General features: G+C 71.3%; 22 protein-coding genes. 9 read left to right on the forward strand and 13 right to left on the reverse strand.

Translation table 11 applies throughout. The annotated features are described in order from the left end of the window. Positions 1-54: 54 nt before the first annotated feature. From coaD to ABZO29_RS14445, 3 genes are all read right to left on the reverse strand, one after another. Positions 55-534 (reverse strand): pantetheine-phosphate adenylyltransferase, encoded by a 480-nt coding sequence (coaD, locus tag ABZO29_RS14435; RefSeq protein WP_367326138.1) that lies wholly within the window; start codon positions 532-534, stop codon positions 55-57. A gap of 26 nt (positions 535-560) precedes the next feature. Continuing rightward, entirely contained in the window at positions 561-1,145 is a 585-nt protein-coding gene (rsmD, locus tag ABZO29_RS14440; protein ID WP_367320591.1) for a 16S rRNA (guanine(966)-N(2))-methyltransferase RsmD, read from the reverse strand. A 73-nt stretch (positions 1,146-1,218) separates the two neighbouring features. Continuing rightward, on the reverse strand, positions 1,219-4,434 hold the full coding sequence (locus ABZO29_RS14445; protein ID WP_367320592.1) for a helicase-related protein: 3,216 nt from the start codon (positions 4,432-4,434) through the stop codon (positions 1,219-1,221). A gap of 190 nt (positions 4,435-4,624) precedes the next feature. Here ABZO29_RS14445 and ABZO29_RS14450 point away from each other — a divergent pair, with 190 nt between their 5' ends. Both ABZO29_RS14450 and ABZO29_RS14455 read left to right on the forward strand, forming a co-directional pair. Further along, a complete protein-coding gene (locus ABZO29_RS14450) occupies positions 4,625-6,466 on the forward strand; it encodes an HSP90 family protein (RefSeq protein ID WP_367326139.1) in 1,842 nt (613 codons plus the stop codon). Beyond that, the gene (locus tag ABZO29_RS14455) at positions 6,466-9,390 is read left to right on the forward strand and encodes a tetratricopeptide repeat protein (protein ID WP_367320593.1); all 2,925 of its coding nucleotides are present in this window, start codon (positions 6,466-6,468) and stop codon (positions 9,388-9,390) included. The genes ABZO29_RS14450 and ABZO29_RS14455 overlap by 1 nt, the downstream gene beginning before the upstream one ends. Before the next feature lie 14 nt (positions 9,391-9,404). Here the strand turns inward: ABZO29_RS14455 and ABZO29_RS14460 are convergent, their stop codons facing one another. Continuing rightward, positions 9,405-11,138 carry a DAK2 domain-containing protein gene (locus ABZO29_RS14460; protein WP_367320594.1) on the reverse strand — a complete coding sequence of 578 codons (1,734 nt, stop codon included), beginning with the start codon at positions 11,136-11,138 and terminating at the stop codon, positions 9,405-9,407. Between the two features lie 255 nt (positions 11,139-11,393). Between ABZO29_RS14460 and rpmB the strand changes: the two genes are divergently transcribed. Next, positions 11,394-11,579: a 50S ribosomal protein L28 gene (gene rpmB / locus ABZO29_RS14465; protein ID WP_003993230.1), complete on the forward strand. Its 186-nt coding sequence runs from the start codon at positions 11,394-11,396 to the stop codon at positions 11,577-11,579. A gap of 139 nt (positions 11,580-11,718) precedes the next feature. Next, positions 11,719-11,919, forward strand: coding sequence for a hypothetical protein (locus ABZO29_RS14470; RefSeq protein ID WP_367320595.1), 201 nt, complete (start codon positions 11,719-11,721; stop codon positions 11,917-11,919). A 293-nt stretch (positions 11,920-12,212) separates the two neighbouring features. On the opposite strand, the gene thiD is transcribed toward ABZO29_RS14470, so the two are convergent. Both thiD and ABZO29_RS14480 read right to left on the reverse strand, forming a co-directional pair. After that, a complete protein-coding gene (gene thiD / locus ABZO29_RS14475; protein WP_367320596.1) occupies positions 12,213-13,019 on the reverse strand; it encodes a bifunctional hydroxymethylpyrimidine kinase/phosphomethylpyrimidine kinase in 807 nt (268 codons plus the stop codon). Further along, the gene (locus ABZO29_RS14480) at positions 13,016-13,981 is read right to left on the reverse strand and encodes a thiamine-phosphate kinase (protein WP_367320597.1); all 966 of its coding nucleotides are present in this window, start codon (positions 13,979-13,981) and stop codon (positions 13,016-13,018) included. Before ABZO29_RS14480 ends, thiD begins: the two co-directional genes overlap by 4 nt. A gap of 206 nt (positions 13,982-14,187) precedes the next feature. On the opposite strand from ABZO29_RS14480, the gene ABZO29_RS14485 reads away from it, so the two are divergent. Next, on the forward strand, positions 14,188-14,421 hold the full coding sequence (locus ABZO29_RS14485; protein WP_367320598.1) for an Lrp/AsnC family transcriptional regulator: 234 nt from the start codon (positions 14,188-14,190) through the stop codon (positions 14,419-14,421). A gap of 20 nt (positions 14,422-14,441) precedes the next feature. Beyond that, positions 14,442-14,927, forward strand: coding sequence for a DUF3515 domain-containing protein (locus ABZO29_RS14490; protein ID WP_367320599.1), 486 nt, complete (start codon positions 14,442-14,444; stop codon positions 14,925-14,927). A gap of 13 nt (positions 14,928-14,940) precedes the next feature. Here ABZO29_RS14490 and ABZO29_RS14495 read toward each other — a convergent pair whose 3' ends face one another. From ABZO29_RS14495 to ABZO29_RS14505, 3 genes are read right to left on the reverse strand one after another with little or no spacing between them, the layout of a single operon-like run. Beyond that, positions 14,941-16,098, reverse strand: coding sequence for a D-alanine--D-alanine ligase family protein (locus ABZO29_RS14495; RefSeq protein WP_367320600.1), 1,158 nt, complete (start codon positions 16,096-16,098; stop codon positions 14,941-14,943). Positions 16,099-16,157: 59 nt separating this feature from the next. Next, entirely contained in the window at positions 16,158-17,168 is a 1,011-nt protein-coding gene (locus tag ABZO29_RS14500; protein ID WP_367320601.1) for an NAD(P)H-dependent glycerol-3-phosphate dehydrogenase, read from the reverse strand. Then, a complete protein-coding gene (locus tag ABZO29_RS14505) occupies positions 17,165-17,977 on the reverse strand; it encodes a lysophospholipid acyltransferase family protein (RefSeq protein ID WP_367320602.1) in 813 nt (270 codons plus the stop codon). Before ABZO29_RS14505 ends, ABZO29_RS14500 begins: the two co-directional genes overlap by 4 nt. Positions 17,978-18,121: 144 nt before the next feature. Between ABZO29_RS14505 and cofC the strand changes: the two genes are divergently transcribed. Further along, positions 18,122-18,760, forward strand: a complete 639-nt coding sequence (gene cofC, locus ABZO29_RS14510) for a 2-phospho-L-lactate guanylyltransferase (protein ID WP_367320603.1) — start codon at positions 18,122-18,124, stop codon at positions 18,758-18,760. A gap of 10 nt (positions 18,761-18,770) precedes the next feature. Next, on the forward strand, positions 18,771-18,974 hold the full coding sequence (locus ABZO29_RS14515) for a hypothetical protein (RefSeq protein WP_367320604.1): 204 nt from the start codon (positions 18,771-18,773) through the stop codon (positions 18,972-18,974). A gap of 78 nt (positions 18,975-19,052) precedes the next feature. Here the strand turns inward: ABZO29_RS14515 and ABZO29_RS14520 are convergent, their stop codons facing one another. The 4 genes from ABZO29_RS14520 to leuC all read right to left on the reverse strand — a co-directional run bounded on the left by ABZO29_RS14520 (position 19,053) and on the right by leuC (position 22,357). After that, on the reverse strand, positions 19,053-19,694 hold the full coding sequence (locus tag ABZO29_RS14520) for an HU family DNA-binding protein (RefSeq protein ID WP_367320605.1): 642 nt from the start codon (positions 19,692-19,694) through the stop codon (positions 19,053-19,055). A gap of 135 nt (positions 19,695-19,829) precedes the next feature. Next, positions 19,830-20,060, reverse strand: coding sequence for a hypothetical protein (locus tag ABZO29_RS14525; protein ID WP_367320606.1), 231 nt, complete (start codon positions 20,058-20,060; stop codon positions 19,830-19,832). 267 nt (positions 20,061-20,327) lie between these two features. Further along, positions 20,328-20,921: a 3-isopropylmalate dehydratase small subunit gene (leuD, locus tag ABZO29_RS14530; RefSeq protein ID WP_367320607.1), complete on the reverse strand. Its 594-nt coding sequence runs from the start codon at positions 20,919-20,921 to the stop codon at positions 20,328-20,330. A gap of 5 nt (positions 20,922-20,926) precedes the next feature. Then, entirely contained in the window at positions 20,927-22,357 is a 1,431-nt protein-coding gene (gene leuC, locus ABZO29_RS14535) for a 3-isopropylmalate dehydratase large subunit (protein ID WP_367320608.1), read from the reverse strand. 197 nt (positions 22,358-22,554) lie between these two features. On the opposite strand from leuC, the gene ndgR reads away from it, so the two are divergent. Further along, positions 22,555-23,271: an IclR family transcriptional regulator NdgR gene (gene ndgR, locus ABZO29_RS14540; protein ID WP_110631018.1), complete on the forward strand. Its 717-nt coding sequence runs from the start codon at positions 22,555-22,557 to the stop codon at positions 23,269-23,271. Positions 23,272-23,300: the final 29 nt, after the last annotated feature.

Here is a 23,300-nt window from a genome sequence, read left to right on the forward strand (position 1 = left end):
GACTGTACGGCCATGTGGTGATCGCCGGACACCGGGTGACGCACCGTCAGGCGCTCAGTCCTTCTTCAGGCGCTGGGTGAGCGCCTCGAAGACCACCGGCGGCACCAGGTGGGAGACGTCTCCGCCCCAGGTCGCGACCTCCTTGACCAGGGAGGAGGAGAGGAAGCTGTAGGTGGGGTTGGTCGGGACGAAGAGCGTCTCGACACCCGAGAGGCCGTTGTTCATCTGGGCCATCTGCAGCTCGTAGTCGAAGTCGCTGACCGCGCGCAGGCCCTTCACGATGGCCGGGATGTCGCGTTCCTTGCAGTAGTCGACGAGGAGGCCGTGGAAGGACTCCACGATCACGTTGCCGTACTCGGCGGTGACCTGGCGGATCAGGTCGATCCGCTCGTCGATCTCGAACAGGCCCTTCTTGGCCTTGTTGATCATGACCGCGACATAGACCTCGTCGTACAGACGGGAGGCGCGGGAAATGATGTCGAGGTGTCCGTTGGTGATCGGGTCGAACGACCCGGGACAGACGGCGCGGCGCACTTGAGATCCCTCGCTCTCCGGTCCGGTCATCGTGCGTCTTCGCACGTAGAGGCGGCGCGACCGTACCAAAACGTCCCCTCGCCGTAGCGCCGGGCCCGGATCGCGTCGAAGCCGGGCGGCCATCTGAACTCGCCGCCTCTGGTGCTGCGCTCCACGGTGACGAGGGCTTCGCCCGCGAGCCAGCCCTCAGTGCGGAGTGTGAGCAGAATCTCCCGAAGATCGTCGTCCGGGACGGCGTACGGGGGGTCGAGGAAGACGAGGTCGTACGGTTCGGCCGGTGGCGTCTGGATGATCTGGTGGGCCTTGCCCGCCCTGACCTCGGCGCCGGGGAGGCGGAGGCTCTTCACGTTCTCCCGGAGGGTGCGGGTCGCTCGCGCGTCGGCCTCGACGAGGAGGACGTGGCCGGCGCCGCGGGACAGGGCCTCCAGACCGACGGCGCCGGAGCCGGCGTACAGGTCCAGGACCCGCTCGCCGTCCAGGGGGCCGCCGAGGAGGGACTGCCAGGTGGAGAACAGGCCCTCGCGTGCGCGGTCGGAGGTGGGGCGAGTTCCGTTTCCCGGCGGAACGGCCAGGCGGCGTCCGCCGGCCGTGCCGGCGATCACGCGGGTCATGTCCTCGGTCCTTGTCAGCTGCGGGGGCCCTTTACTGGTTCCAGTCTGTCAGCCGAGGCGCCGTCCGTACCGGTCACCCCTTCTCCAAGTACTGCTCCCTCTCCTCATCCAGCAAGGCGTCCAGCGCCGTCCGCAGGCCGGGAAGCCGGTCCAGCTCCGGATCTGCCGCGACCACCGCCGCCGCCTCCTCCCGGGCCTCCGCGATGATCTCCTCGTCGTCGATGACGGCGAGGACCCGCAGGCTGGAGCGGGCGCCGGACTGGGCCTGGCCGAGGACGTCGCCCTCGCGGCGCTGTTCGAGGTCGATGCGGGAGAGCTCGAAGCCGTCGAGGGTGGAGGCTACGGCGTTGAGGCGCCGGCGGGCCGCGCTCGCCTCGGGCATCTCGGTGACCAGCAGGCACAGCCCGGCGGCCGAGCCACGCCCCACCCGCCCGCGCAGCTGGTGGAGCTGGGAGACGCCGAAGCGGTCCGCGTCCATGATCGCCATCACGGTGGCGTTCGGGACGTTGACGCCGACCTCGATGACGGTCGTGGCGACCAGCACGTCGGTCTCGCCGGCGGCGAAGCGGCGCATGACCGCGTCCTTGTCGTCCGGCGGCATCCGACCGTGCAGGACCTCCACCCCGATGCCGTTCAGCGGCCCCTTCGCAAGCTGGTCGGCCACGTCGAGTACGGCGAGGGGCGGGCGCTTCTCCGCCTCGTCCTCGGGGGACCTCTTCTTGGGATCCACGTCCTCGTCGCCGATGCGCGGGCAGACGACGTACGCCTGATGCCCCTTCGCGACCTCCTCGCGCACCCGCTCCCAGGCCCGGGTCAGGAAGTGGGGCTTGTCGGCGGCCGGGACGACATGGCTGGCGATCGGTGAGCGGCCGGCGGGGAGCTGGTCGAGGACGGAGGTCTCCAGGTCACCGAAGACGGTCATGGCCACGGTCCGCGGAATGGGCGTGGCGGTCATGACGAGCAGATGCGGCGGCTGCTTGCCCTTGCCCCGCAGGGCGTCGCGCTGCTCGACGCCGAACCGGTGCTGCTCGTCCACGACGACCAGACCCAGGTCGTGGAACTGCACCTTGTCCTCGATCAACGCGTGCGTACCGATCACGATCCCGGCCTCGCCGGTGACCAGATCGAGCAGCGCCTGCCGCCGGGCCGCGGCGCCCATGGACCCGGTGAGCAGCACCACCTTGGTGGCCTGCTCGGCCCCGCCCAGCATCCCGCCCTCGGCCAGCTCGCCCATCATCTCGACGATCGACCGGTGGTGCTGCTGGGCGAGCACCTCGGTGGGCGCGAGCATGGCGGCCTGCCCACCGGCGTCGACCACGGCGAGCATGGCGCGCAGGGCCACCATCGTGTTGTGGGTCACCGTGAAGTTGTCGGTGACGTAGGCATGGCTGGGGTGCGCGACGCTGATGCATTGGGCCGGCTTCCGCCCCACATACTCCACAGCCCGGATTCCGCGCCGGAAAGCGTCGTACTTCGGCCGCGGACGTACCCGTTGCGCCTTGCGGGCGAGCCGGAAGGGTGCGTACTCGTCGGGCAGTGCCACCGAGACGTTGAAGGCGGACCTCTTCCTCTTGGGCAGCACACGCGCCCGGCCACCCAGCGACCGCACGAGCCATGCGACGTCGTCCGCAAGCCTGCGCGAGGCCGAGCACAGAGAAATGGCCATTCCGTCCCGGTGAACGGTGCCATCGATGTCCAGGAGTCCTTGAAGGAGAGCCAGACGGTTCTTGATCGACGTGTTCTTGAACTCGACAGGGATGAATGTGTCGTGTGAGGTCAAGCCCCACAGGCCCAGATCCCGCAGGGTCTGGATGATCGGATTGCGCATGCCGCCCGAACGATGAGTCAGCTGGATCGTGAAGTCGCACCGAGAGCCCGTCACCGGGACAACGCGACAGTCGGGGGCCACGAAAGCCTCCACCGCGTCGCGGATCTCGGCATCGATGGTGGACAGCCGCAGGTTGTGCCGGAACGAGCCGTCTCCGAGCAGCAGGCCGAACAGGTAGGGGTCGAGCGGAAGCCCTGAATCGTCTCCGAGGTCGACAGGAGTCGCAGCCGGGAGGTACCACTTCGACGATCCACTGGCTTTGAACAGGTCGTGCCGGATTTCCCGTGTGGTCAGCACCTTGGGCTGCTGACCGCGATGCCGGCCACCACTCGTGCCTACGATCCAAAGGTGTTCGTCGTCGCATTCCACGGAGCTTCCGTCGGAGAGCACGATGCGCCACACATCGCGCTCACCTTGCGGAAAGACTCCGTCCACCAGAGCGATCTCTCCGGCGGGAACGACAATCTCGTCTCCCACCCGCATATCCCCCATGGGGCGAAAACCCGACGGCGTCAGAACGAGCGAGTCCAACGGCTGAGCCTTCCCCGAACCCACCTCCCCCTGCAGCAACCGGTGCATCGGATGCTCCGTCGCAAGGTCGTCGAAGATCTCCTTGGAGACCTTTTGCTGGCCCTCGGTGAGGGTGAAGGGGAGGCGGTCGTCGAAGGCCGTCAGGAGGCCGTGCGGCTTGGGTTTGCGGGCGACCGCCGGGAGTTGGGCGTCGGCGTGGCGGCGGCGGGCGAGGGCGATCTGGAGGACGAAGGCCTCGTCCCACTTGAGGCGGTCGCGGGCGTCGGAGATGTCCGCCTTGGTGTGCGGGCGGTGGATCTTGAGGAGGGCCTCGGGGAGGGAGACCAGGCCGCGGCCCTCGCGGAGGGAGCCGGGCAGCGGGTCGACGGCCTCCTGGGCGCTGGGCAGGACCGTCTGGACGGCCTTGCCGATCTTCCAGGACTCCAGTTTGGCGGTGGCCGGGTAGATGGGGATCAGGGCGCCCGCCCAGGTCTCGACGGCTTCCTCGGTGTCGCCGCGCAGCAACTCGTACGCCGGGTGCGCCAGTTGGAGGCGGCGGTTGAAGACGGAGACCTTGCCCGCGAACATCGCGCGTGTGCCCGGCAGCAGCTCCTTGTGGGGCTTGTGGACGCCGTGGCCGAAGAAGACCAGTTGGAGACGGCCGCTGCCGTCGGTGATGGTGACTTCGAGGCGCTGGCCCTTGCCGCGGGGCGCCTTGGACGAGGCGAAGGTGTGCAGTCGGGCGTCGGCGACCTGGGCGACCACCGTGACGTGTTCGTCCATGGGGAGGTCGGCGAGGTGCGTGAGCTGGCCCCGCTCCTCGTATCTGCGCGGGTAGTGGTGGAGGAGATCGCCGACGGTGTGCAGGCCGAGGTGCTCGGCCATCACCTTCGCGGTGGCGGGGCCGAGCACCTTCTTCAGTGGTTCTTCCAGTGCGGGCACGAGATCCATTGCACACCACGGCACTGACAATCCCGTAGAGGTCCGGGCACCCGCGCTGGACAAGTCTCGGGAAATTCCTGGTCAGACGGGCTGTTCGGGCTCTAGGATGACGCGCTCCGGCCATCCCCCGCGGTCACCGCCCCACCGGGACCGCCCGACCCCGCGCCGTCGAACGTTCCCCACCCACGGCGCCGTGACGATGGACTCCCAGACCTCACAGTCATCCCAGGTACCCCAGTCACCTCATACGTTCCAGGTCGACCTGCGCGGTTTGGTGGACCTGCTCTCCCATCACCTCTACTCGAGTCCCAAGGTCTACCTGCGCGAGCTGCTGCAGAACGCCGTGGACGCCATCACCGCCCGCCGGGCGGAGGAGCCCGACGCCCCGGCGCGGGTGCGGTTGTACGCCGAGGGCGGCGGGCTGCGGGTGGAGGACTCCGGTGTCGGTCTCACCGAGGCCGACGTGCACAGCCTGCTGGCGACCATCGGGCGCAGTTCAAAGCGCGCCGACGGGCTGCAGGAGGCCCGGTCCGATTTCCTCGGGCAGTTCGGCATCGGTCTGCTGGCCTGTTTCGTGGTCGCCGAGCGGATCCGTGTCGTCAGCCGCAGCGCCCGTACGCCGGACGCGGCGCCCGTGGAGTGGACGGCCCGGGACGACGGTTCGTACACCGTGCGGACGCTGCCGGGCGACGCCCGCCCCGAACCGGGCACGACCGTGCACCTGGTGGCGCGGGCCGGCGCCGGGGAGTGGCTGGCCGAGCAGCGGGTGCTGGCGCTGGCGCGGGACTTCGGCTCCCTGCTGCCGTACGACGTCCGGGTCGGGGAGGAGGCGGTCACCGACCTCCCCGCGCCCTGGGACCGGTCGTACCCCTCCCCCGCCACCCGGAGGGTGGCTCTCGCACGCCACTGCCACGGCCTCTTCGGCTTCACACCCCTGGACTCCGTCGAACTCGACATACCGCTCGCCGGGATCCGCGGCGTGGCGTACGTGCTTCCTTCGGCGGTCAGCCCGGCTCAGCGGGCGGGGCACCGGGTGCATCTGAAGGGCATGCTGCTGACGGAGCGGGCCGAACAGCTTCTGCCCGACTGGGCGTTCTTCGTGCGCTGCGTCCTGGACACCGACAGTCTGCGGCCCACGGCCTCGCGGGAGTCGCTGTACGAGGACGAGACGCTTGCGGCCGTAAGGGAGGCGCTGGGCGAAAGGATTCGGTCCTGGCTGACGGGGCTCGCGGCGGGTGATCCGGAACGGCTCGCGGCCTTCCTGTCGGTGCACCACCTGGGGGTGAAGTCCCTCGCGCGGCACGACAAGGAGATGCTGCGCACGATGCTGCCGTGGCTCCCCTTCGAGACGACGGACGGGCGGCTGTCCCTGGAGGAGTTCGCGCAGCGGCACCCCGTGGTGCACTTCACACGGACCGTCGAGGAGTACCGCCAGGTAGCGCCGATCGCGTCCGCGCAGGGCGTCGGCGTCATCAACGGCGGTTACACGTACGACAGCGAACTCGTCGAGGCGCTGCCGTCGGTGCGGCCGGGGACGGTCGTCGCCGAGCTGGACGCCGACACCGTGACCGCCCACCTGGACGCGGTGCACCCGGACGAGGAACTGGCGCTGGCCGGCTTCCTTGCGGCCGCGCGGGCCAAACTCGACCCGCTGGCCTGTGACGTCGTCCTGCGGGCCTTCCATCCGCTCTCCGTGCCCGCGCTGCACCTGGACGACCGGGCGGCCCGGCACGAGCAGGCCCGGGCGGAGGCCGAGGCGCAGGCCGACGACCTGTGGGCGGGCATCCTCGGTTCGCTGCGGGGCGGCGCCCCGCGCGCGCGGCTGGTGCTCAACCACCTCAACCCGCTGATCCGGCGGATCAGCTCCCTCAAGGACCCGGAACTGATCGGCACCGCCACGGAGTCCCTGTACGGGCAGGCGCTGCTGATGGCGCAGCGCCCGCTGCGGCCCGCGGACTCGGCGCTGCTGAACCGGGCGTTCCTGGGCCTGCTGGAATGGGCCACCCACGGCGACTCCGACTCCACGGGGGGCGGTCACTGATGACCGAGATCACGGACTTCGACTCCCTGCGCCGGGCGATGGCGGAGAACGGCGAGCAGCCGGAGGGGCCGGCCCGCAACGCGCGCGCGGAGCAACTGCTCGTCGAGGCCGAGAAGCTGAACATCCCGCTCGCCGTGATCGAGGCGCTCGGGCACCAGCTGAAGGTCTACAACTACAGCTCCGAGAAGGACAAGATGTTCGTCCCGTTCGCGCGGCTGCTGCGCATGTGGGACGAGCGGCCCGAGGACTTCGACGAGTACGAGACGCACTCGCTGCACTGGGTCTTCAAGTGGATGTCGTCCGGCATGCTCGACCAGCCGCACGTTCCGCTGGCGTCCATCGAGAAGTGGCTCGGCGAGATGGAGCACCGCTACCGGCTCGCCGGTCACTCCGAACGTGCGGTGCGCAGCGCGGAGTTCAGCGTCGCCGCGCACATCGGTGATGTCCGGCGGGCGGAGCGGGCGTTCACCGCCTGGCTCGCCGCCGACCGGGACAGCATGGCCGACTGCCATGCCTGCGAACTGCACGGGCAGGGCTGGTGGCGGGCCGAGCAGGGCCGGGACGCCGAGGCACTCGACCTGTGGCGGCCCGTCCTGGACGGCGAGTTCACGTGCGCCCACGAGCCGCACACGGCGCTCGCGTCCTCCCTCGTGCCCCTGCTGCGGCTGGGCCGCGTCGACGAGGCGCGCGCCAACCATCTGCGCGGCTTCCGGCTCGTCCGGCCGATGGAGAGCATGCGCGGGGCGTACGCCGATCACGTCGAGTTCTGCGCGCTGACCGGCAACGAGGCGCGCGCGCTGGAGCTGCTCGCGGAGCGGCCGGCGTACTTCACCGACGACGGACATCCGCGCAGCAAGCTGGAGTTCATGAGCGTGGTGGCCCTGCTGATGGACCGCCTGACCGAACTGGGGCTGGGCGAGCAGCGGGTGCCCGGACCGTCGGGGCGCGCCTGGACCGCGCGCGAACTCGCCACCCACGCGCGCGCGGAGGCCCTGACGCTGGCCGAGCGCTTCGACGGGCGCAACGGCACGTCGCACGTAAGTGGGCGGGCACGCGCGCGTATGGCGCAGCGGCCGCTGGTGGAGCGGCTGCCGCTGGGTGTGCGCGCGGTACGGCCGCCGGTCACGGCGCCCGTACCGCCGCCTCCCGCGGAGCCGTCCGCGGAACCGGATCTGCCGGCTCTGATCGCCGAGGCCCGGGGCCTGTCGGACACGCTGCGGCCGAACGCCGTCGAGGCGTGGGCGGCGGTGGCGCACGCCGCCGAGGACGTCGAGCTGGACCCGCGTGACCGTGCGGAGATCGCCGACCACGAGGCGATGGGCCTGGGCCCCGAGGGCGCCGAGTTGTTCGAGCGGGCCGCGCAGCTGTACGCGGAGGCGGGCGACCCCGGTGAGGCGCTTGCGGCACGCGCGCGTGGCGCGTACGTCCGTGCTCTGGCGGGCGACACGGAAGGGGCGCTCGCGGCGGTCGCCGGGCCCTACGACGAGGTCCTCGCGCTCTACGCCGACGACGCCACCGGCGTACGGCAGACGGCGTCCGTGCTGATGGCGCGGGCGCGGACCCTGATGCGGCAGGTGCACGAGGCCGAGGACGCGGTGCCGGAGACGGTCCTGGCCGACGCCGAGGCGGGCGTGCGCGAGGTACTGGCGCTCGTCGAGGGGCACACCGGGGACGACGTACGGCTGGCCGCACGGGCCGCCGAGGGACTGGCGATGCTCGCCGAGCTGGCGGCGCTCACGGGGGACGCGCAGGCGGGTGCGGAGCTGTTCGCGCGGGCCGCCTCGGGGTTCGTCGAGGCGGGGCTGCCTTGGTTCGCGGTGGAGTACGAGGCCCGGCTGGCCGGTCTCTCGCACCATCTGGGGGACATGGCCGGGGCGGAGCGGGCGCTGCGGGCCGCCCTGGAGCACGGCGGGCCGTATCTGGAGGCGATGGGGCGTGCTCAGCTGCACCTCCAGCTCGCCGAGGTGGTCGGGGGCCGGGGACAGACCGACGAGGCCGCGGAGTACGCCCTGGAGGCGGCGCACTGGGCCGACGAGGCGGGCGCGGGCCCGACGCTCGGCGCCTGGGCCCGGCACCAGCTGGGCGGGTTCCTGCTGCAGCGGGGGAGGTTCGCCGAGGCCGCGGAGGTCCTGGAGTCGGCGCTGCCCGACCTGAGCGCCGAGACGCACGGCGACGGGGCCGTCGTCCAGACGCAGTGGTGGCTCGGCGACTGTCTGAGCGAGCTCGGGGAGCACCGCGCGGCCGCCGAGCGCCGGCTGCAGGCGGCCGAGATCGCCCGCCACTGGCCCGAGCAGCAGGACCACGCCACGCTCGCTCACCTCGCCGCCGAGTCCCTCGGCGCCGCGGGGCTCCCCGCGGAGGCGGACCGGGCCTACGCGCGTGCGGGCGACCTGTGGCGAGCCCTCGGCAACGTCCACGGACTCGTCCGCTCCCTGCGCGCCCGCGCCTGGCTGGCGCTGCGCACGGAGGACGGGACGGACGGGGCCCGGGACCTGATGGGGGGTGCCGTCGCGGAGTGCGCGGACGCGCTGGACGCGGCGGAGGACGCCGAGGCGCGCTACCGGCTCACCGAAGAACTCGCCCACACCCACCGCCAGTTCGGCGACCTCTTGGCCCGGTCCGCGTCCGAGGACGCCGAGGACGACTCGATCCGGGACGCGCTGGAGGAGGCCCTGTCCCAGACGGCGCAGGCGGTCGTGGTGTTCGCCGCGCTCGGGGACGACGTGCTGGACCACCGCACCGGTGCCGAGCTCGCCGCCGGCTGGCTGGAGACGGACCTGGGACGCCCGGCGGACGCGGCGGCACGCGCGCGTGCCGTGCTGGCGGCCTACACCGACGCGGCCGAGGAGGACGGGACGGTGGCGGCGCGGCGCGCGGAGGCGGGGCAGCTGCTCTCAGCCGCGACCGAGCAGTCGGTGGAGTAGCCGGAACTGCGCCGCTACTCGACTCCGATCAGCAGCAACGCTCCTTGCCGCCCGCCCCGGTACACCACCGTGTCGACGGCGAGGTACGCCCGCACCCGCGCCTCCAGGCGCTCGGCGATGGACTCGGGGGCCTCGTCACCGAGCACGAGGGTGACGAGTTCTCCGCCCGCCGCCAGCATGCGGTCGAGGACGGTCTCGGCGGTGGCGGTGACGTCCGTCCCGATCACTGCGACATCCCCCTCGATGAGGCCGAGGACGTCGCCGGCCTGGCAGATGCCGGCCATGGTCCAGGACTGGCGTTCCGCGACGGCGACCTCGGCGTAGCGAGTCGCGCCCGCCGCCGAGGTCATCGAGACGACGTCCTCGTCGAAGCGGCGCTCCGGCTCGTGCACGGCGAGCGCCGCGATGCCCTGGACCGCGGAGCGGGTCGGGATCAGGGCCACGCGGATGCCCTCCGCGCGGGCCTGTTCGGCCGCCGCGGCCGCGGTGTGGCGCAGTTCGGCGTCGTTGGGCAGCAGCACGATCTCGCGCGCGTGGGCGCGTCGTACGGCCTCGACGAGTTCCCCGCTCGCGGGCGGCTTGCCGGGGCGCGCGAGGACGGTCGTGGCGCCTGCCTCGGTGTACAGGCCGGCCAGGCCCTCGCCGGGCACGACGGCGACGACGGCCCGCTGGGCCCGCTCCCGCCGCGGCCGCTCGCCGCTCTGCGTGTGCACGTCGCCGACCGCGAAGTGCGTGATCCGGATCCGGTACGGCCGCCCGGCCTCGACGCCGGCCTCCACGGCCGCGCCCGCGTCGTCCACGTGCACGTGGACATTCCACAGCCCGTCCCCGCCGACCACGACGAGCGAGTCCCCGAGTTCGTCGAGACGCTCCCGCAGCCGTGCCACGGCGGCGTCCTCGGCCTCCAGGAGATAGATCACCTCGAAGGCGGGCCCGCCGTCCTCCGCGGCGTCGGCGCAGCCTTCCCCTTCGGCGGGTTCCACGCGCGCGGGGGGTACGACGGCTTCGGCACCGTACGGCGCGCCGGCCCCGGGGACCTCCACGCGCGCGTGAACCGCGGCCACCGCCCCCACCGACACCCGCGGCGACTCTCCCGTGAACGTCTCCACCAGCGCCCCGAGGACCGCCACCAGCCCCCGACCGCCCGCGTCGACGACCCCGGCCCGGCCCAGCACGGCCAGCTGGCCCGGAGTCGCCGCCAGCGCCCGGCACGCCCCCTCGTAGGCCGCCCGCGCGATCGTCCCGCAGTCGCCCTCCGCTCGCCCGGCCGCGTCGGCGGCGGCCGAGGCGACCGACAGGACCGTGCCCTCGACGGGGTGGGCGACGGCCTGTCGGGCGGCGTCGGCCGCGCGCCGCAGGGCAAGCCGCAGTCCCGGTCCGTCGGTGTGCGCGCTCTCGGTCCCGGCGGCGAGCACCTGCGTCATGCCGCGCAGCAGCTGCGCGAGGATCGTCCCGGAGTTCCCGCGCGCCCCTATGAGCGCGCCGTGCGCCATCGCGCGCGCGGCGTCCGCCAGAGACGGCTCGGCGGCCCGAGAAGTCCCGTCCTCCGAACCCTCGAACACCGCCTCGACGGCGGCCAGCGCCGACTCCACGGTCAGATACAGGTTCGTCCCGGTGTCCCCGTCCGCCACCGGATACACGTTGATCGCGTCGATCTCCTCGCGCGCCAGCCCCAGCGCCTGGAGCGCGTGACCGCACCAGGTGCGTACCGCGAGAGCATCGAAGAATGTCTGCGGCACCTGCGCCACCTGCGCCTCCCTGAGCTGCTGGACTGGACGCAGCGTAGACCCCCGACCGGTGTCCGCCGGAAGAGGGCCGGGAGCGGATCCCTGATCAGCCATGGTAGTTTCGTTGCACTGGCGCAGTCGTTGTATGCTGCTCCGGTTGCCCGATCCAGATCGGGCCGTTCCCCTGGCAACGCCACTCAGATCTCTGATCCTGCGATCTCGATCCCGGCCTGCCGGGATTAACCGTAAGTGCATCTGAAGTCTTTGGAGTGACCCGTGGCTGCCAACTGCGACGTCTGCGGCAAGGGGCCGGGCTTCGGCAACAACATCTCGCACTCGCACCGCCGTACGTCCCGTCGCTGGAACCCGAACATCCAGCGTGTGCGTACCGTGGTCGGCGGGACGCCGAAGCGCGTGAACGCTTGCACCTCGTGCATCAAGGCCGGCAAGGTCTCGCGCTGACGCACAGCTAAGCGCGCGGCCACAGCTGGTTCGCTGCACAGAGCCGGTCCACCTGGAGTGGGCCGGCTTTCTGCTGTACCCAAGATCCTCGCGCCTGCCGGACTGCGGTGAATGCCCTCCGCCATCCCCGGCGCGGGCCGTGCGCTCTCCACGGACCGTCTCATCGACGGAGGGCCTGTACGGCGCCGAGCCGCCCGCCGGGGCCGCGAACGCGCCCCAGTCCCAGATCTCCCGCCCCCGCAGGCGCCTCGCCCCGCACACGGCCGCCCAGGCGACCCCCGTCGGCCGCCGCATCGCCGTCCCGCCCGGCTCCGTGGAGCTCCACATTTCGAGCGCCTGACCCAGGAGGGACGTACGGCGCTCGCCACCCGACCTCCCGGACGCGCAGGCACTCACGGCTGGTGGCGTGCGCAGGCCCCGAAGCTCCTGCCCATGACGAACACACCCGACCGCGGCCACCTGAACGTCCTCGTCTCCGGCGCCGGCGTGCCGGACGCCCTCGCCCGCGTCACCGTCGGAGACGGTGGGCGTTGACGTGACACCCTCCGCAGCCGCGACCGCATGTGCCGGCTGCTCCGCTCGCGCCCGTCGGCCGGCTTCTCAAGCGACCGACCGAGAAGGCGGCGATCGACATCAAGCGCCGGGAGTATCCCTTCTCAGGGCCCACCCGTGGTCCACGGGCCCGATGCCGCCGCCCAGTGCGAACCCGGCCGCGATCGCCCCGGTGACGTACTCCTTGGCCACCGTCACCGCCTCCGGCACGGACCGCCCCTTCGCCAGCTGCGACGCGATCGCGGAGGCGAGGGTGCAGCCCGTGCCGTGCGTGTGCCGGTTGTCGTGGCGGGGCGCGCGCAGCCAGTGCTCCTCGCTGCCGTCCGTCAGCAGGTCCACGGCCTCACCCGAGAGGTGACCGCCCTTGATGAGCGCCCACTCGGGCCCGTACGACAGGACGGCCTCGGCGGCCCGCCGCAGATCCGCCTCCGACTCGACCGTGACACCGGCCAGTTGGGCCACCTCGTCGAGGTTCGGGGTGGCCACGGTGGCGACCGGGAGCAGCTTGGTGCGCACGGAGTCCAGCGCGGAGGCGGCGAGCAGCGGGTCGCCGTGCTTGGAGACGCCCACCGGGTCGACGACGGCAGGCGCGTCCGTGCCCGCGATCAACTCCGCGACCGCTTCGACGAGTTCGGCGGAGGCGAGCATGCCGGTCTTCACGGCCTGGACGCCGATGTCGTCGACGACGCTGCGGTACTGCGCGCGCACCGCCTCCACCGGCAGCTCCCAAGCACCCTGCACGCCAAGGGAGTTCTGTGCCGTGACCGCGGTGACCACGCTCATGCCGTGCACGCCCATCGCGAGCATCGTCTTCAGGTCGGCCTGAACACCGGCGCCGCCGCCCGAGTCGGACCCGGCGACCGTCAGTACCCTCGGCGGGGCGCTCACGACTCGATGTCCCCGAAGTGGTCCCAGCCGCCCTTGCTGGTCCACGGCGCCCCGTCGACCGTCACCTGGGGCAGCGCCGAGGGGTTGAGCACCTCGCCGATCACCTTCCAGCGGGCCGGCAGCTTCACGTCCGGCGGGAAGGTCGCCACGATCGCATGGTCCTCTCCCCCAGTCAGCACCCACTGGAGCGGGTCGACGCCGACGGCCTGCCCGATGTCGTTCATCTGCGAGGGAATGTCGATCGCGCCGGAACGGATGTCGATGCGGACCTTGCTGGCCTCCGCGATGTGCCCGAGGTCGGCGATCAGCCCGTCGCTCACGTCGCACATCGAGGTCGCGCCGAGGGCGGCGGCCGCCGGGCCCGCGTGGTAGGGCGGCTCGGGGCGGCGGTGGGCCTCGACGAAGGCACGGGGCGAGCGGAAGCCGCGGGAGAGCACCGCGTACCCGGCGGCGGACCAGCCCAGCCAGCCGGTCACGGCGACGAGGTCGCCGGGCTGCGCGCCGGCCCGGGTGATGGGCTCCTGGTTGCGCAGATCGCCGAGCGCGGTGATCGACACCATGATGGTGTCGCCCCGTACGACATCGCCGCCGACCACCGAGGCGCCCGCGACCTGGCATTCGTCGCGCAGGCCGTCCATCAGCTCGGTCGGCCAGGTCACCGGCAGCTCGGCGGGGACGACCAGGCCGAGCAGCAGCGCGGTCGGTACGGCTCCCATGGCGGCGATGTCGGCGAGGTTCTGCGCGGCCGCCTTGCGGCCCACGTCGTAGGCCGTGGACCAGTCGCGGCGGAAGTGCCGGCCTTCGAGGAGGATGTCGGTGCTGGCCACGACCCGGCGGTCCGGCGCGGACACCACCGCGGCGTCGTCGCCGGGGCCGACCCGGACCGCCGGGGTGGTGGTGAGACGGGAGGTGAGCTCCCTGATGAGCCCGAACTCCCCGAGCTCACCAACAGTGCCCTTCATTGCCCTTGCGCCCCTTCTGTCCCTTGCCGTGCCCGCTCGCGCGTGACCAGTGTCCTCGATACGGTCGAGGTGACCGTCAACTTCTCTCGTGCCGGCACCCCGGCGCGCAAGCCCCGGGCCCCGCAGGTCTCCCCGCGGCGAGCGGCGACGCGATACCGTGGCGTTCCTTTTCCCCACATGATCCTCGTGGCCGCCCTGGAGGTTCCGTGGTACAGGCGTACATCCTGATCCAGACGGAGGTCGGCAAGGCGTCGACCGTCGCCGAAACGATCAGCAAGATCCCTGGAGTCATCCAGGCCGAGGACGTGACAGGACCGTACGACGTCATCGTCCGCGCCCAGGCCGAGACGGTCGACGACCTCGGTCGCCTGGTGGTCGCGAAAGTCCAGCAGGTGGACGGCATCACCCGTACTCTGACCTGCCCGGTGGTCCATCTGTAGCCCCCGTCTACCCTTGGCCGGTGCGAATCTTCCTCCGTCACCGGCCTTTCGGACTGCCCGCGCTCGCTCTGTTGATCGCCGCGGCGGGCTGCTCATCAGCAGACGACAGTGCGTCGGTGGCGGTTCCCGCTCCGGGCGCGAAGGTCGCCGAGCTGTGCGAGAGCCTGGACGAGGCGTTGCCGGCCAAGGTCGACGGTCAGGGTCGCCGGGATCCCGAACCCTCGTCCGCGCTGACCGCGGGCTGGGGCGACCCGGCGATCATACTGCGGTGCGGCGTGGACCGGCCCGAGAAGATGAGCGACCCGGAGGCCGACGGAGTCGAGGTCAACGGGATCGGGTGGCTGCTGGAGAAACAGGACGACGGCTCGTTCCGCCTCACGACGACGCTGCGCAAGGCGTACGTCGAGGTGACCATCCCGAAGGACCGCGCGGGAAACGGACTGGCGCCGCTGGTCGACCTGGCGCCGGCCGTGAAGAAGGCGATCCCCGAGGGGATCGCCGACTAGACGGTACGGCCGTTCACCTCAGGCCGGTGGAGCGCCGCAACGCCGCCTGCACCAGCCTGTCGACCAGCTCCGGATAGCTGATCCCGCTCGCCTGCCACATCTGCGGGTACATCGAGATCGGTGTGAACCCCGGCATCGTGTTGATCTCGTTGATCACGAACTCGCCCGCCTCCGTGAGGAAGAAGTCCGCGCGCACGAGCCCCTCGCAGGAGGCCGCCTCGAAGGCGTCGACCGCGAGCCGCTGCACCTGAGCCGTCTGCTCCGGCGTCAGGGGCGCCGGCACGATCCCCGGCGTCGAGTCGATGTACTTCGCCTCGAAGTCGTAGTACGCGTGCGCGTCCGGCGGCGGGATCTCGGCGGGGACGGAGGCGCGCGGGCCGTCCTCGAACTCGAGGACGCCGCACTCGATCTCGCGGCCGCGCACCGCGGCCTCGACGAGGATCTTCGGGTCGTGGCGCTGCGCCTCGGCGATGGCCTCGTCGAGCCCGGAGAGGTCGTCGACCTTGGTGATGCCGATCGAGGAGCCCGCGCGCGCGGGCTTCACGAACAGCGGCCAGCCGTGCTCGCCGGCGAAGTCGACGATCTTCTTGCGGGCGGCGGACTCGTCCTGCGCCCACTCGCGCGGCCGGATCACCACGTACGGCCCGACCTTGAGCCCGAAGGAGGTGAACACCCGCTTCATGTACTCCTTGTCCTGGCCGACGGCCGAGGCGAGCACACCCGCGCCCACGTACGGGACGCCGGAGAGCTCCAGGAGGCCCTGCAGGGTGCCGTCCTCGCCGTACGGGCCGTGCAGGACCGGAAAGACCACGTCGACCTCGCCGAGCGCCTTGGGCACCGATCCCGGCTCGCTGTAGACGACTTCGCGGCTCGCGGGGTCGACGGGGAGCACCACGCCGCCCTCCCGCGACTCGGCGAGCTCCTCGACGTCGGGCGTACGGCGGTCGGTGATCGCCATGCGCTCGGGTTCGTCGGCGGTGAGTGCCCAGCGCCCTTCCCGGGTAATGCCGATCGGCAGGACCTCGTACTTGCTCCGGTCGATGGCCTTGAGGACGGCGCCGGCGGTGACCACGGAGATCCCGTGTTCGGAGCTGCGGCCGCCGAACACGACGGCCACGCGCGGCTTGCGGGACGGCTGCTCAGGGCTCTGGGGGAGGTTCTCGGTGCTCATATCGCGTTGAGAGTACCCGTAGGTAGGGCCCTGAGACAGCGTGCCCCGGCCGGGGTTGCTCAGCGTCGTTCGGACTTCGCGCTGCGCGACATCAGTTCCTTCAGCGCCACCACGGGAGGCTTGCCCTCGTGCACGATGCCCACGACCGTCTCCGTGATGGGCATGTCGACGCCGTGCCGGCGGGCCAGATCCAGCACGGACTCACAGGACTTGACGCCCTCGGCGGTCTGCTTGGTGACCGCGATGGTCTCCTGCAGGGTCATGCCCTTGCCGAGGTTGGTGCCGAAGGTGTGGTTGCGGGACAGCGGTGAGGAGCAGGTCGCCACCAGGTCGCCCAGGCCCGCGAGTCCGGAGAAGGTGAGGGGGTCCGCGCCCATCGCCAGGCCCAGTCGGGTCGTCTCGGCGAGGCCGCGCGTGATGAGCGAGCCCTTGGCGTTGTCGCCGAGGCCCATGCCGTCCGCGATGCCGACGGCGAGGCCGATGACGTTCTTGACCGCGCCGCCGAGTTCGCAGCCGACGACGTCCGTGTTGGTGTACGGGCGGAAGTACGGCGTGTGGGAGGCGGCCTGGATCCGCTGGGCGACCGCCTCGTCGGTGCACGCGACCACGGACGCGGCCGGCATGCGGGCGGCGATCTCGCGGGCGAGGTTGGGGCCGGTGACCACGGCGACCCGGTCCGGGCCGACCTTGGCGACGTCCTCGATCACCTCGCTCATCCGCATCGTCGTACCGAGTTCGACGCCCTTCATCAGGGAGACGAGGACAGTGTTCCGGGCGAGCAACGGCGTCCACTCGGCGAGGTTGCCGCGCAGGGTCTGCGAGGGGATCGCGAGTATCGTGAAGTCGGCGTCGCGGGCGGCATCGGCGGCGTCGGTCGTGGCCCGCAGGTTCTCCGGGAGTTCGACGCCGGGGAGGTAGTCGGGGTTGGTCCGCGTGGAGTTGACCGCCTCGGCGAGGTCGGGCCTGCGGCCCCACAGGACGACGTCGCATCCGGCGTCGGCCAGCACCATGCCGAAGGCGGTGCCCCACGATCCGGTACCGAAGACGGCCGCCTTGACCGGCTTGCTCACGTGCCCTGCCCCTCTTCCTGCGCCGAACCCTGCACCGGTTCCTGGACCGGTTCCCGCACGCCCGTGCCCTGTGTCTGCGCCTGTGTCCGGCGCCGCTGCTCGATCCGCTCCCGGCGCGGGTCGTACGCCGCCGCAGGGGCCTTCTCGCCGCGGATCTCCTCCAGCTGGCGGGTGATCGCGGCCATGATGACCTCGGTGGCCTCCTTGAGGAGCTCCTGGGTCATCTCCCTGTCGTAGAAGCGCGAGAGGTCCACGGGCGGGCCGGCGAGCACGTGGTGGGTCTTGCGCGGCAGCAGGTCGGGCTTCTTCGCGTACGGCGGCAGCAGTTCGTTGCAGCCCCACTGGGCGACCGGGATCACCGGGCACTTGGTCTGCAGGGCGACGCGCGCCGCACCCGTCTTGCCCGTCATGGGCCAGCCGTTGGGGTCGCGGGTGAGGGTGCCCTCCGGGTAGAAGGCGACGCACTCGCCGCGCTCCACGGCGTCGATCGCGGCCCGGAAGGCGCTGAGCGCGTCCGTGCTCTCGCGGTAGACCGGGATCTGTCCGGTGCCGCGCATCGCGGCGCCGACGAATCCCTTCTTGAAAAGCCCGCTCTTCGCCAGGAATCGCGGAACCCGTCCGGTGTTGTACTGATAGTGCGCGTACGCGAAGGGATCGATGTGGGAATTGTGGTTCACCGCGGTGATAAATCCGCCCTCGGCCGGAATGTTCTCCATTCCACGCCAGTCCCGCTTGATCAGAACCACCAGCGGCGGTTTGCAGAGCACCGCGGCGAAGCGGTACCAGAAGCCGATTCTGCGGCGGGGCACGCGGACACCTTCCTCTAGGGCCTGGGGGGCCGCACAAGTGTCGCTCCAGGCCGCCTGTCTGTCGAGAACACCGTACGCCCCGACATCCGTGCCGCCAGCTGGCCCGGGTGACAATGACCGCGACAAGAGAGGGACGGTACGCCGGTGCAGTGGACCTTGGTCATCCCCCTGAAGCCCCTGGCGCGGGCCAAGAGCAGGCTCTCGGGCACCGCCGCCGACGGGCTGCGCCCGGGTCTGGCCCTGGCCTTCGCCCAGGACACCGTGGCGGCCGCGCTGGCCTGCCCGGCGGTCGCGGATGTGGCAGTCGTCACGGACGACGGCCTGGCCGGCCGCGAGCTGGCGGCGCTGGGGGCCCGAATCGTCCCCGACGAGCCGCGGGGCGGCCTGAACGCCGCCCTGGCGCACGGGACGGCGGCCGTACGGCGATCACGTCCCGGCACTCCGGTGGCGGCCCTGAACGCCGATCTGCCGGCCCTGCGCCCGCTGGAATTGACCCGGGTGCTGGACGCCGCGGCGGAATTCCCGCGCGCTTTTCTCCCGGACGCGGCCGCGATCGGCACCACTCTCCTGGCCGCCGCGCCGGGCCGGGAATTGCGCCCGGCATTCGGCGGGGATTCCCGTGCCCGCCATCGCGCGTCCGGCGCCGCGGAACTGTGTCTCGACGAGGTGGATTCCGTACGCCAGGACGTGGACACCGGCGAGGACCTGCGCGCCGCACTGGCCCTGGGCGTGGGCCCGTGGACGGCGGCGGCGACCACGCGCCTGCTGATACCGGAGCAGTAGGGTGGCCGCCATGCAGGCGACCGCATACACGTACGACCCCGAAAGCCGCAGCGGGCAGGTGCTGCTGGACGACGGCACCCCCGTGCCCTTCGACGCGCCGGCGTTCGACGCGGGCGGGCTGCGGCTGCTGCGTCCCGGCCAGCGGGTGCGGATCGAGGTGGAGGGCGAGGGCGACGCCCGCCGGATCACCTTGGTGACGCTGCAGACGCTCTGAAGGTGCCCGGACACGCCGCGGGCCGGGCTCCCGAGGGAGTCCGGCCCGGCGCGTGAGTGCCCCTGTGACCGCCGTCCGCTAGCGGGCGGTGGTCTTCTTGGCGGTCGTCTTGCGCGCGGTCGACTTCTTGGCGGGGGCCTTCTTGGCCGTCGCCTTCTTCGCCGGGGCCTTCTTGGCCGTCGCCTTCTTGGCGGTGGTCTTCTTCGCCGCGGTCGTCTTCTTGGCGGCCGCCGTGGTCTTCTTGGCGGTCGTCTTCTTCGCCGTGGTCTTCTTCGCGGCGGCGGTGGTCTTCTTCGCCGGCGCCGCCTTCCTTGCCGTGGTCTTCTTCGCGGCCGCCTTGGTGGTCTTCTTCGCGGCGGCCTTCTTGACCGTCGCCGCGGCACCGCCCGTCAGGCTGCCCTTGGGCGCCTTCTTGACGGCGACCTCGCCACCGCGCGGCAGCTTCTTCGACCCGCTCACCAGGTCCTTGAAGCCCTGGCCCGCGCGGAAGCGCGGAACGGAGGTCTTCTTGACCCGAACCCGCTCGCCCGTCTGGGGGTTGCGGGCGTAACGGGCCGGCCGGTCGACCTTCTCGAACGAACCGAAGCCTGTGACCGAGACCCTCTCACCCGCGACGACAGCGCGGACGATGGCGTCCAGTACCTGGTCGACAGCATCGGCGGCCTGCTGGCGGCCACCCATCTTGTCGGCAATCGCTTCTACGAGCTGCGCCTTGTTCACGTCTTCCCCTTCGGAGACATCGCCAGAACGAAAGTGTTCAAGCTTTTCGCACGTTAGGCAGATATATACCGCAAATCAAACACGAAACGGGCTTATCACCCTTGTGCCGCAGCAGACTCGGCCCTCTTGTCCTGTTCAGCGTTCCTCGTCGGGGATTCGCCCCTCGTCCAGGTCCGCCATGAACCGCTCCAGACGCCTTGTCGCATCGGCGAGATCGTGCTTGGCCGCGGCCGTAATGACCAGCAGCTTCCGGGTCAGCGCCATCCGTACGCCCTCCGGGACTTGCAGTGCGCGCACCCTTGAGTGCGCTTCCTTCAGTTGGCTCGCGACCGCCGTATAGAGCTCGAGTTGGCCGTCGTGTTCCATGCACAGATTGTGCCATCTGGGGCGAGTTGTCGCCTGCGCAGGGGGCAACTGCCGCCGCAAACGGCCTTCCGGGAACCCGCGGGAGCCGCGTCCATATCAGCCGCGTACCCCGGTAACCACCTTCGTAACGTGGGAAGTTGAGGTGCGGCCAGGCGGCGCGCCGGGGCCGTTCGGGTGCAGACACGGCTGTACCCCCGATCGGGCCGATCGGGGGTACAGCGGGGGGTTCCGGTGGCCGAAACTGGACCCGTTTCGGGGTCCGAAGGTTCAGACCTGGAGGGTCCGCGGCTTGTACGACGGGCGCTTGGCCTCGTACGCGGCGATGTCGGCCTCGTTCTGGAGGGTGATGGAGATGTCGTCGAGGCCGTTCAGCAGCCTCCAGCGGGAGTTCTCGTCCAGCTCGAAGGAGGCGGTGATGCCCTCGGCACGCACCTCACGCGCCTCAAGGTCCACAGTGACCTCAGCTGTCGGGTCCTTCTCCGTGAGCTCCCACAGCGCGTCCACGATCTTCTGCTCGAGCACCACCGTGAGCAGGCCGTTCTTGAGCGAGTTGCCGCGGAAGATGTCGGCGAAGCGCGAGGAGATCACGGCCTTGAAGCCGTAGTTCTGCAGCGCCCAGACGGCGTGCTCACGGGAGGAGCCGGTGCCGAAGTCGGGGCCGGCGACCAGGACCGTGGCACCCTCTCGCTCGGGTCGGTTGAGCACGAACTCCGGGTCCTTGCGCCAGGCCTCGAACAGCCCGTCCTCGAACCCGTCCCGGGTCACCTTCTTGAGCCAGTGAGCAGGGATGATCTGGTCGGTGTCGACGTTGCTGCGACGCAGCGGGACGGCCCGGCCGGTGTGCTTGGTGAATGCTTCCATGACTCTCAGACTCCAGCGGGCGTACGGGTCTCGGCGTCGGACAGGTCGGCCGGCGAGGCCAGGTGGCCCAGGACCGCGGTGGCCGCCGCGACCTGCGGCGAGACCAGGTGCGTACGACCGCCCTTGCCCTGCCGGCCCTCGAAGTTGCGGTTGGAGGTGGACGCGGAGCGCTCACCGGGGGCCAGCTGGTCGGGGTTCATGCCCAGGCACATGGAGCAGCCCGCGTGCCGCCACTCGGCGCCGGCCTCCTTGAAGACGACGTCCAGGCCCTCGGAGACGGCCTGCAGGCCCACCCGCGCGGAACCCGGGACGACCAGCATCCGTACGCCGTCGGCGACTTTGCGGCCCTTGAGGAGTTCGGCGGCGGCGCGCAGGTCCTCGATGCGGCCGTTGGTGCAGGAGCCTACGAAGACGGTGTCCACGTTGATGGAGCGCAGCGGCTGGCCGGCCTCCAACCCCATGTACTCCAGGGCCTTTTCGGCGGCGAGGCGCTCCGAAGCGTCTTCGTACGAAGCGGGGTCGGGGACGGACGCCGAAAGCGGCGCGCCCTGGCCCGGGTTGGTGCCCCAGGTGACGAACGGCGACAGTGCGGCGGCGTCGATGACGACCTCGGCGTCGAACTCGGCGTCCTCGTCCGTCTTCAGCGTCTTCCAGTACGCGACGGCCGCGTCCCAGTCCTCGCCCTCGGGGGCGTGCGGGCGGCCCTTGAGGTACTCGAAGGTGGTCTCGTCGGGGGCGATCATGCCCGCGCGGGCGCCGGCCTCGATCGACATGTTGCAGATGGTCATCCGGGCCTCCATCGAGAGTTTCTCGATGGCGGAGCCCCGGTACTCCAGGACGTAGCCCTGGCCGCCGCCCGTACCGATCCTGGCGATGATCGCCAGGATCAGGTCCTTGGCGGTGACTCCCTCGGGCAGCTCGCCGTCGACCGTGATGGCCATGGTCTTCGGGCGGGCCAAGGGCAGGGTCTGGGTGGCCAGCACGTGCTCGACCTGGGAGGTGCCGATGCCGAACGCCAGGGCGCCGAAGGCACCGTGCGTGGAGGTGTGCGAGTCACCGCAGACGACGGTCATGCCCGGCTGGGTCAGACCCAGCTGCGGTCCCACGACGTGGACGACGCCCTGCTCGACGTCACCGAGCGGGTGCAGGCGCACACCGAACTCGGCGGCGTTCTTGCGCAGCGTCTCCAGCTGGACACGGGAGACCGGGTCCGCGATGGGCTTGTCGATGTCGAGGGTGGGGGTGTTGTGGTCCTCGGTGGCGATGGTGAGGTCGAGACGACGCACCTTCCGCCCGCTCTTGCGGAGGCCGTCGAAGGCCTGCGGGCTGGTCACCTCGTGCAGCAGGTGCAGATCGATGAAGAGGAGGTCGGGCTCGCCTTCGGCGCGCCGGACGACATGGTCGTCCCAGACCTTCTCCGCGAGTGTCCTACCCATCGCTTTCCCTCCGGCCGGCAAGCGTCCACCGGCCCAACTAGAGATCTTGAGGAAGCGGCTGCCCGCGCCCCATGTCCGGGCGTCCGCCGCCAGGCCCTCGGTTTCACGGGCCGCTGTGATTTCGTGCTCTTCCAGGGTGGCGCGTTCCACGGAAAATTGAACTTGCGTTTCACAGAGTGAGACGCGAGTATCGTTTCATGGACAACAGTAGCGGCGTCGGCGTTCTGGACAAGGCAGCCCTTGTCCTGAGCGCTCTGGAGTCCGGTCCGGCCACCCTCGCGGGCCTGGTCACGGCCACCGGACTGGCACGACCCACGGCCCACCGGCTGGCCGTGGCTCTGGAACACCACCGCATGGTGGCACGTGACATGCAGGGCCGTTTCATTCTCGGCCCGCGCCTGGCGGAGCTGGCCGCGGCTGCGGGCGAGGACCGCCTGCTCGCGACCGCCGGCCCGGTGCTCACCCACCTCCGTGACGTCACGGGCGAGAGCGCGCAGCTCTACCGCCGCCAGGGCGACATGCGCATCTGCGTCGCCGCGGCGGAACGCCTGTCCGGCCTTCGGGACACGGTGCCGGTCGGCTCGACCCTCACGATGAAGGCGGGCTCCTCGGCCCAGATCCTGATGGCCTGGGAGGAGCCGGAGCGCCTGCACCGGGGCCTGCAGGGCGCCCGCTTCACGGCGACGGCCCTGTCGGGCGTACGGCGCAGGGGCTGGGCCCAGTCCATCGGCGAGCGCGAGCCGGGCGTGGCGTCCGTCTCCGCGCCCGTACGCGGCCCCTCCAACCGTGTGGTGGCCGCCGTGTCGGTATCGGGCCCCATCGAGCGCCTGACGCGCCACCCGGGCCGTATGCACGCCCAGGCGGTCATCGACGCGGCCGCCCGCCTCTCCGAGGCCCTGCGCCGCTCGGGCTGACCTTCGGAAACGTCGCCGGGGAGGGCCGG

It is taken from the genome of Streptomyces sp. HUAS ZL42 (assembly GCF_040782645.1).
Classification (GTDB): Bacteria; Actinomycetota; Actinomycetes; order Streptomycetales; family Streptomycetaceae; genus Streptomyces.

What these genes read in the sequence shown, in the direction of transcription:
- ndgR (WP_110631018.1), top strand. Translation starts at nt 22,555, where the DNA reads ATGGACAACAGTAGCGGCGTCGGCGTTCTGGACAAGGCAGCCCTTGTC.
- ABZO29_RS14445 (WP_367320592.1), bottom strand. Translation starts at nt 4,434, where the DNA reads ATGGATCTCGTGCCCGCACTGGAAGAACCACTGAAGAAGGTGCTCGGC.
- ABZO29_RS14495 (WP_367320600.1), bottom strand. Translation starts at nt 16,098, where the DNA reads ATGAGCACCGAGAACCTCCCCCAGAGCCCTGAGCAGCCGTCCCGCAAG.
- ABZO29_RS14515 (WP_367320604.1), top strand. Translation starts at nt 18,771, where the DNA reads ATGCAGGCGACCGCATACACGTACGACCCCGAAAGCCGCAGCGGGCAG.
- ABZO29_RS14450 (WP_367326139.1), top strand. Translation starts at nt 4,625, where the DNA reads ATGGACTCCCAGACCTCACAGTCATCCCAGGTACCCCAGTCACCTCAT.
- ABZO29_RS14455 (WP_367320593.1), top strand. Translation starts at nt 6,466, where the DNA reads ATGACCGAGATCACGGACTTCGACTCCCTGCGCCGGGCGATGGCGGAG.
- leuD (WP_367320607.1), bottom strand. Translation starts at nt 20,921, where the DNA reads ATGGAAGCATTCACCAAGCACACCGGCCGGGCCGTCCCGCTGCGTCGC.
- ABZO29_RS14480 (WP_367320597.1), bottom strand. Translation starts at nt 13,981, where the DNA reads ATGAAGGGCACTGTTGGTGAGCTCGGGGAGTTCGGGCTCATCAGGGAG.
- rsmD (WP_367320591.1), bottom strand. Translation starts at nt 1,145, where the DNA reads ATGACCCGCGTGATCGCCGGCACGGCCGGCGGACGCCGCCTGGCCGTT.
- ABZO29_RS14525 (WP_367320606.1), bottom strand. Translation starts at nt 20,060, where the DNA reads ATGGAACACGACGGCCAACTCGAGCTCTATACGGCGGTCGCGAGCCAA.
- leuC (WP_367320608.1), bottom strand. Translation starts at nt 22,357, where the DNA reads ATGGGTAGGACACTCGCGGAGAAGGTCTGGGACGACCATGTCGTCCGG.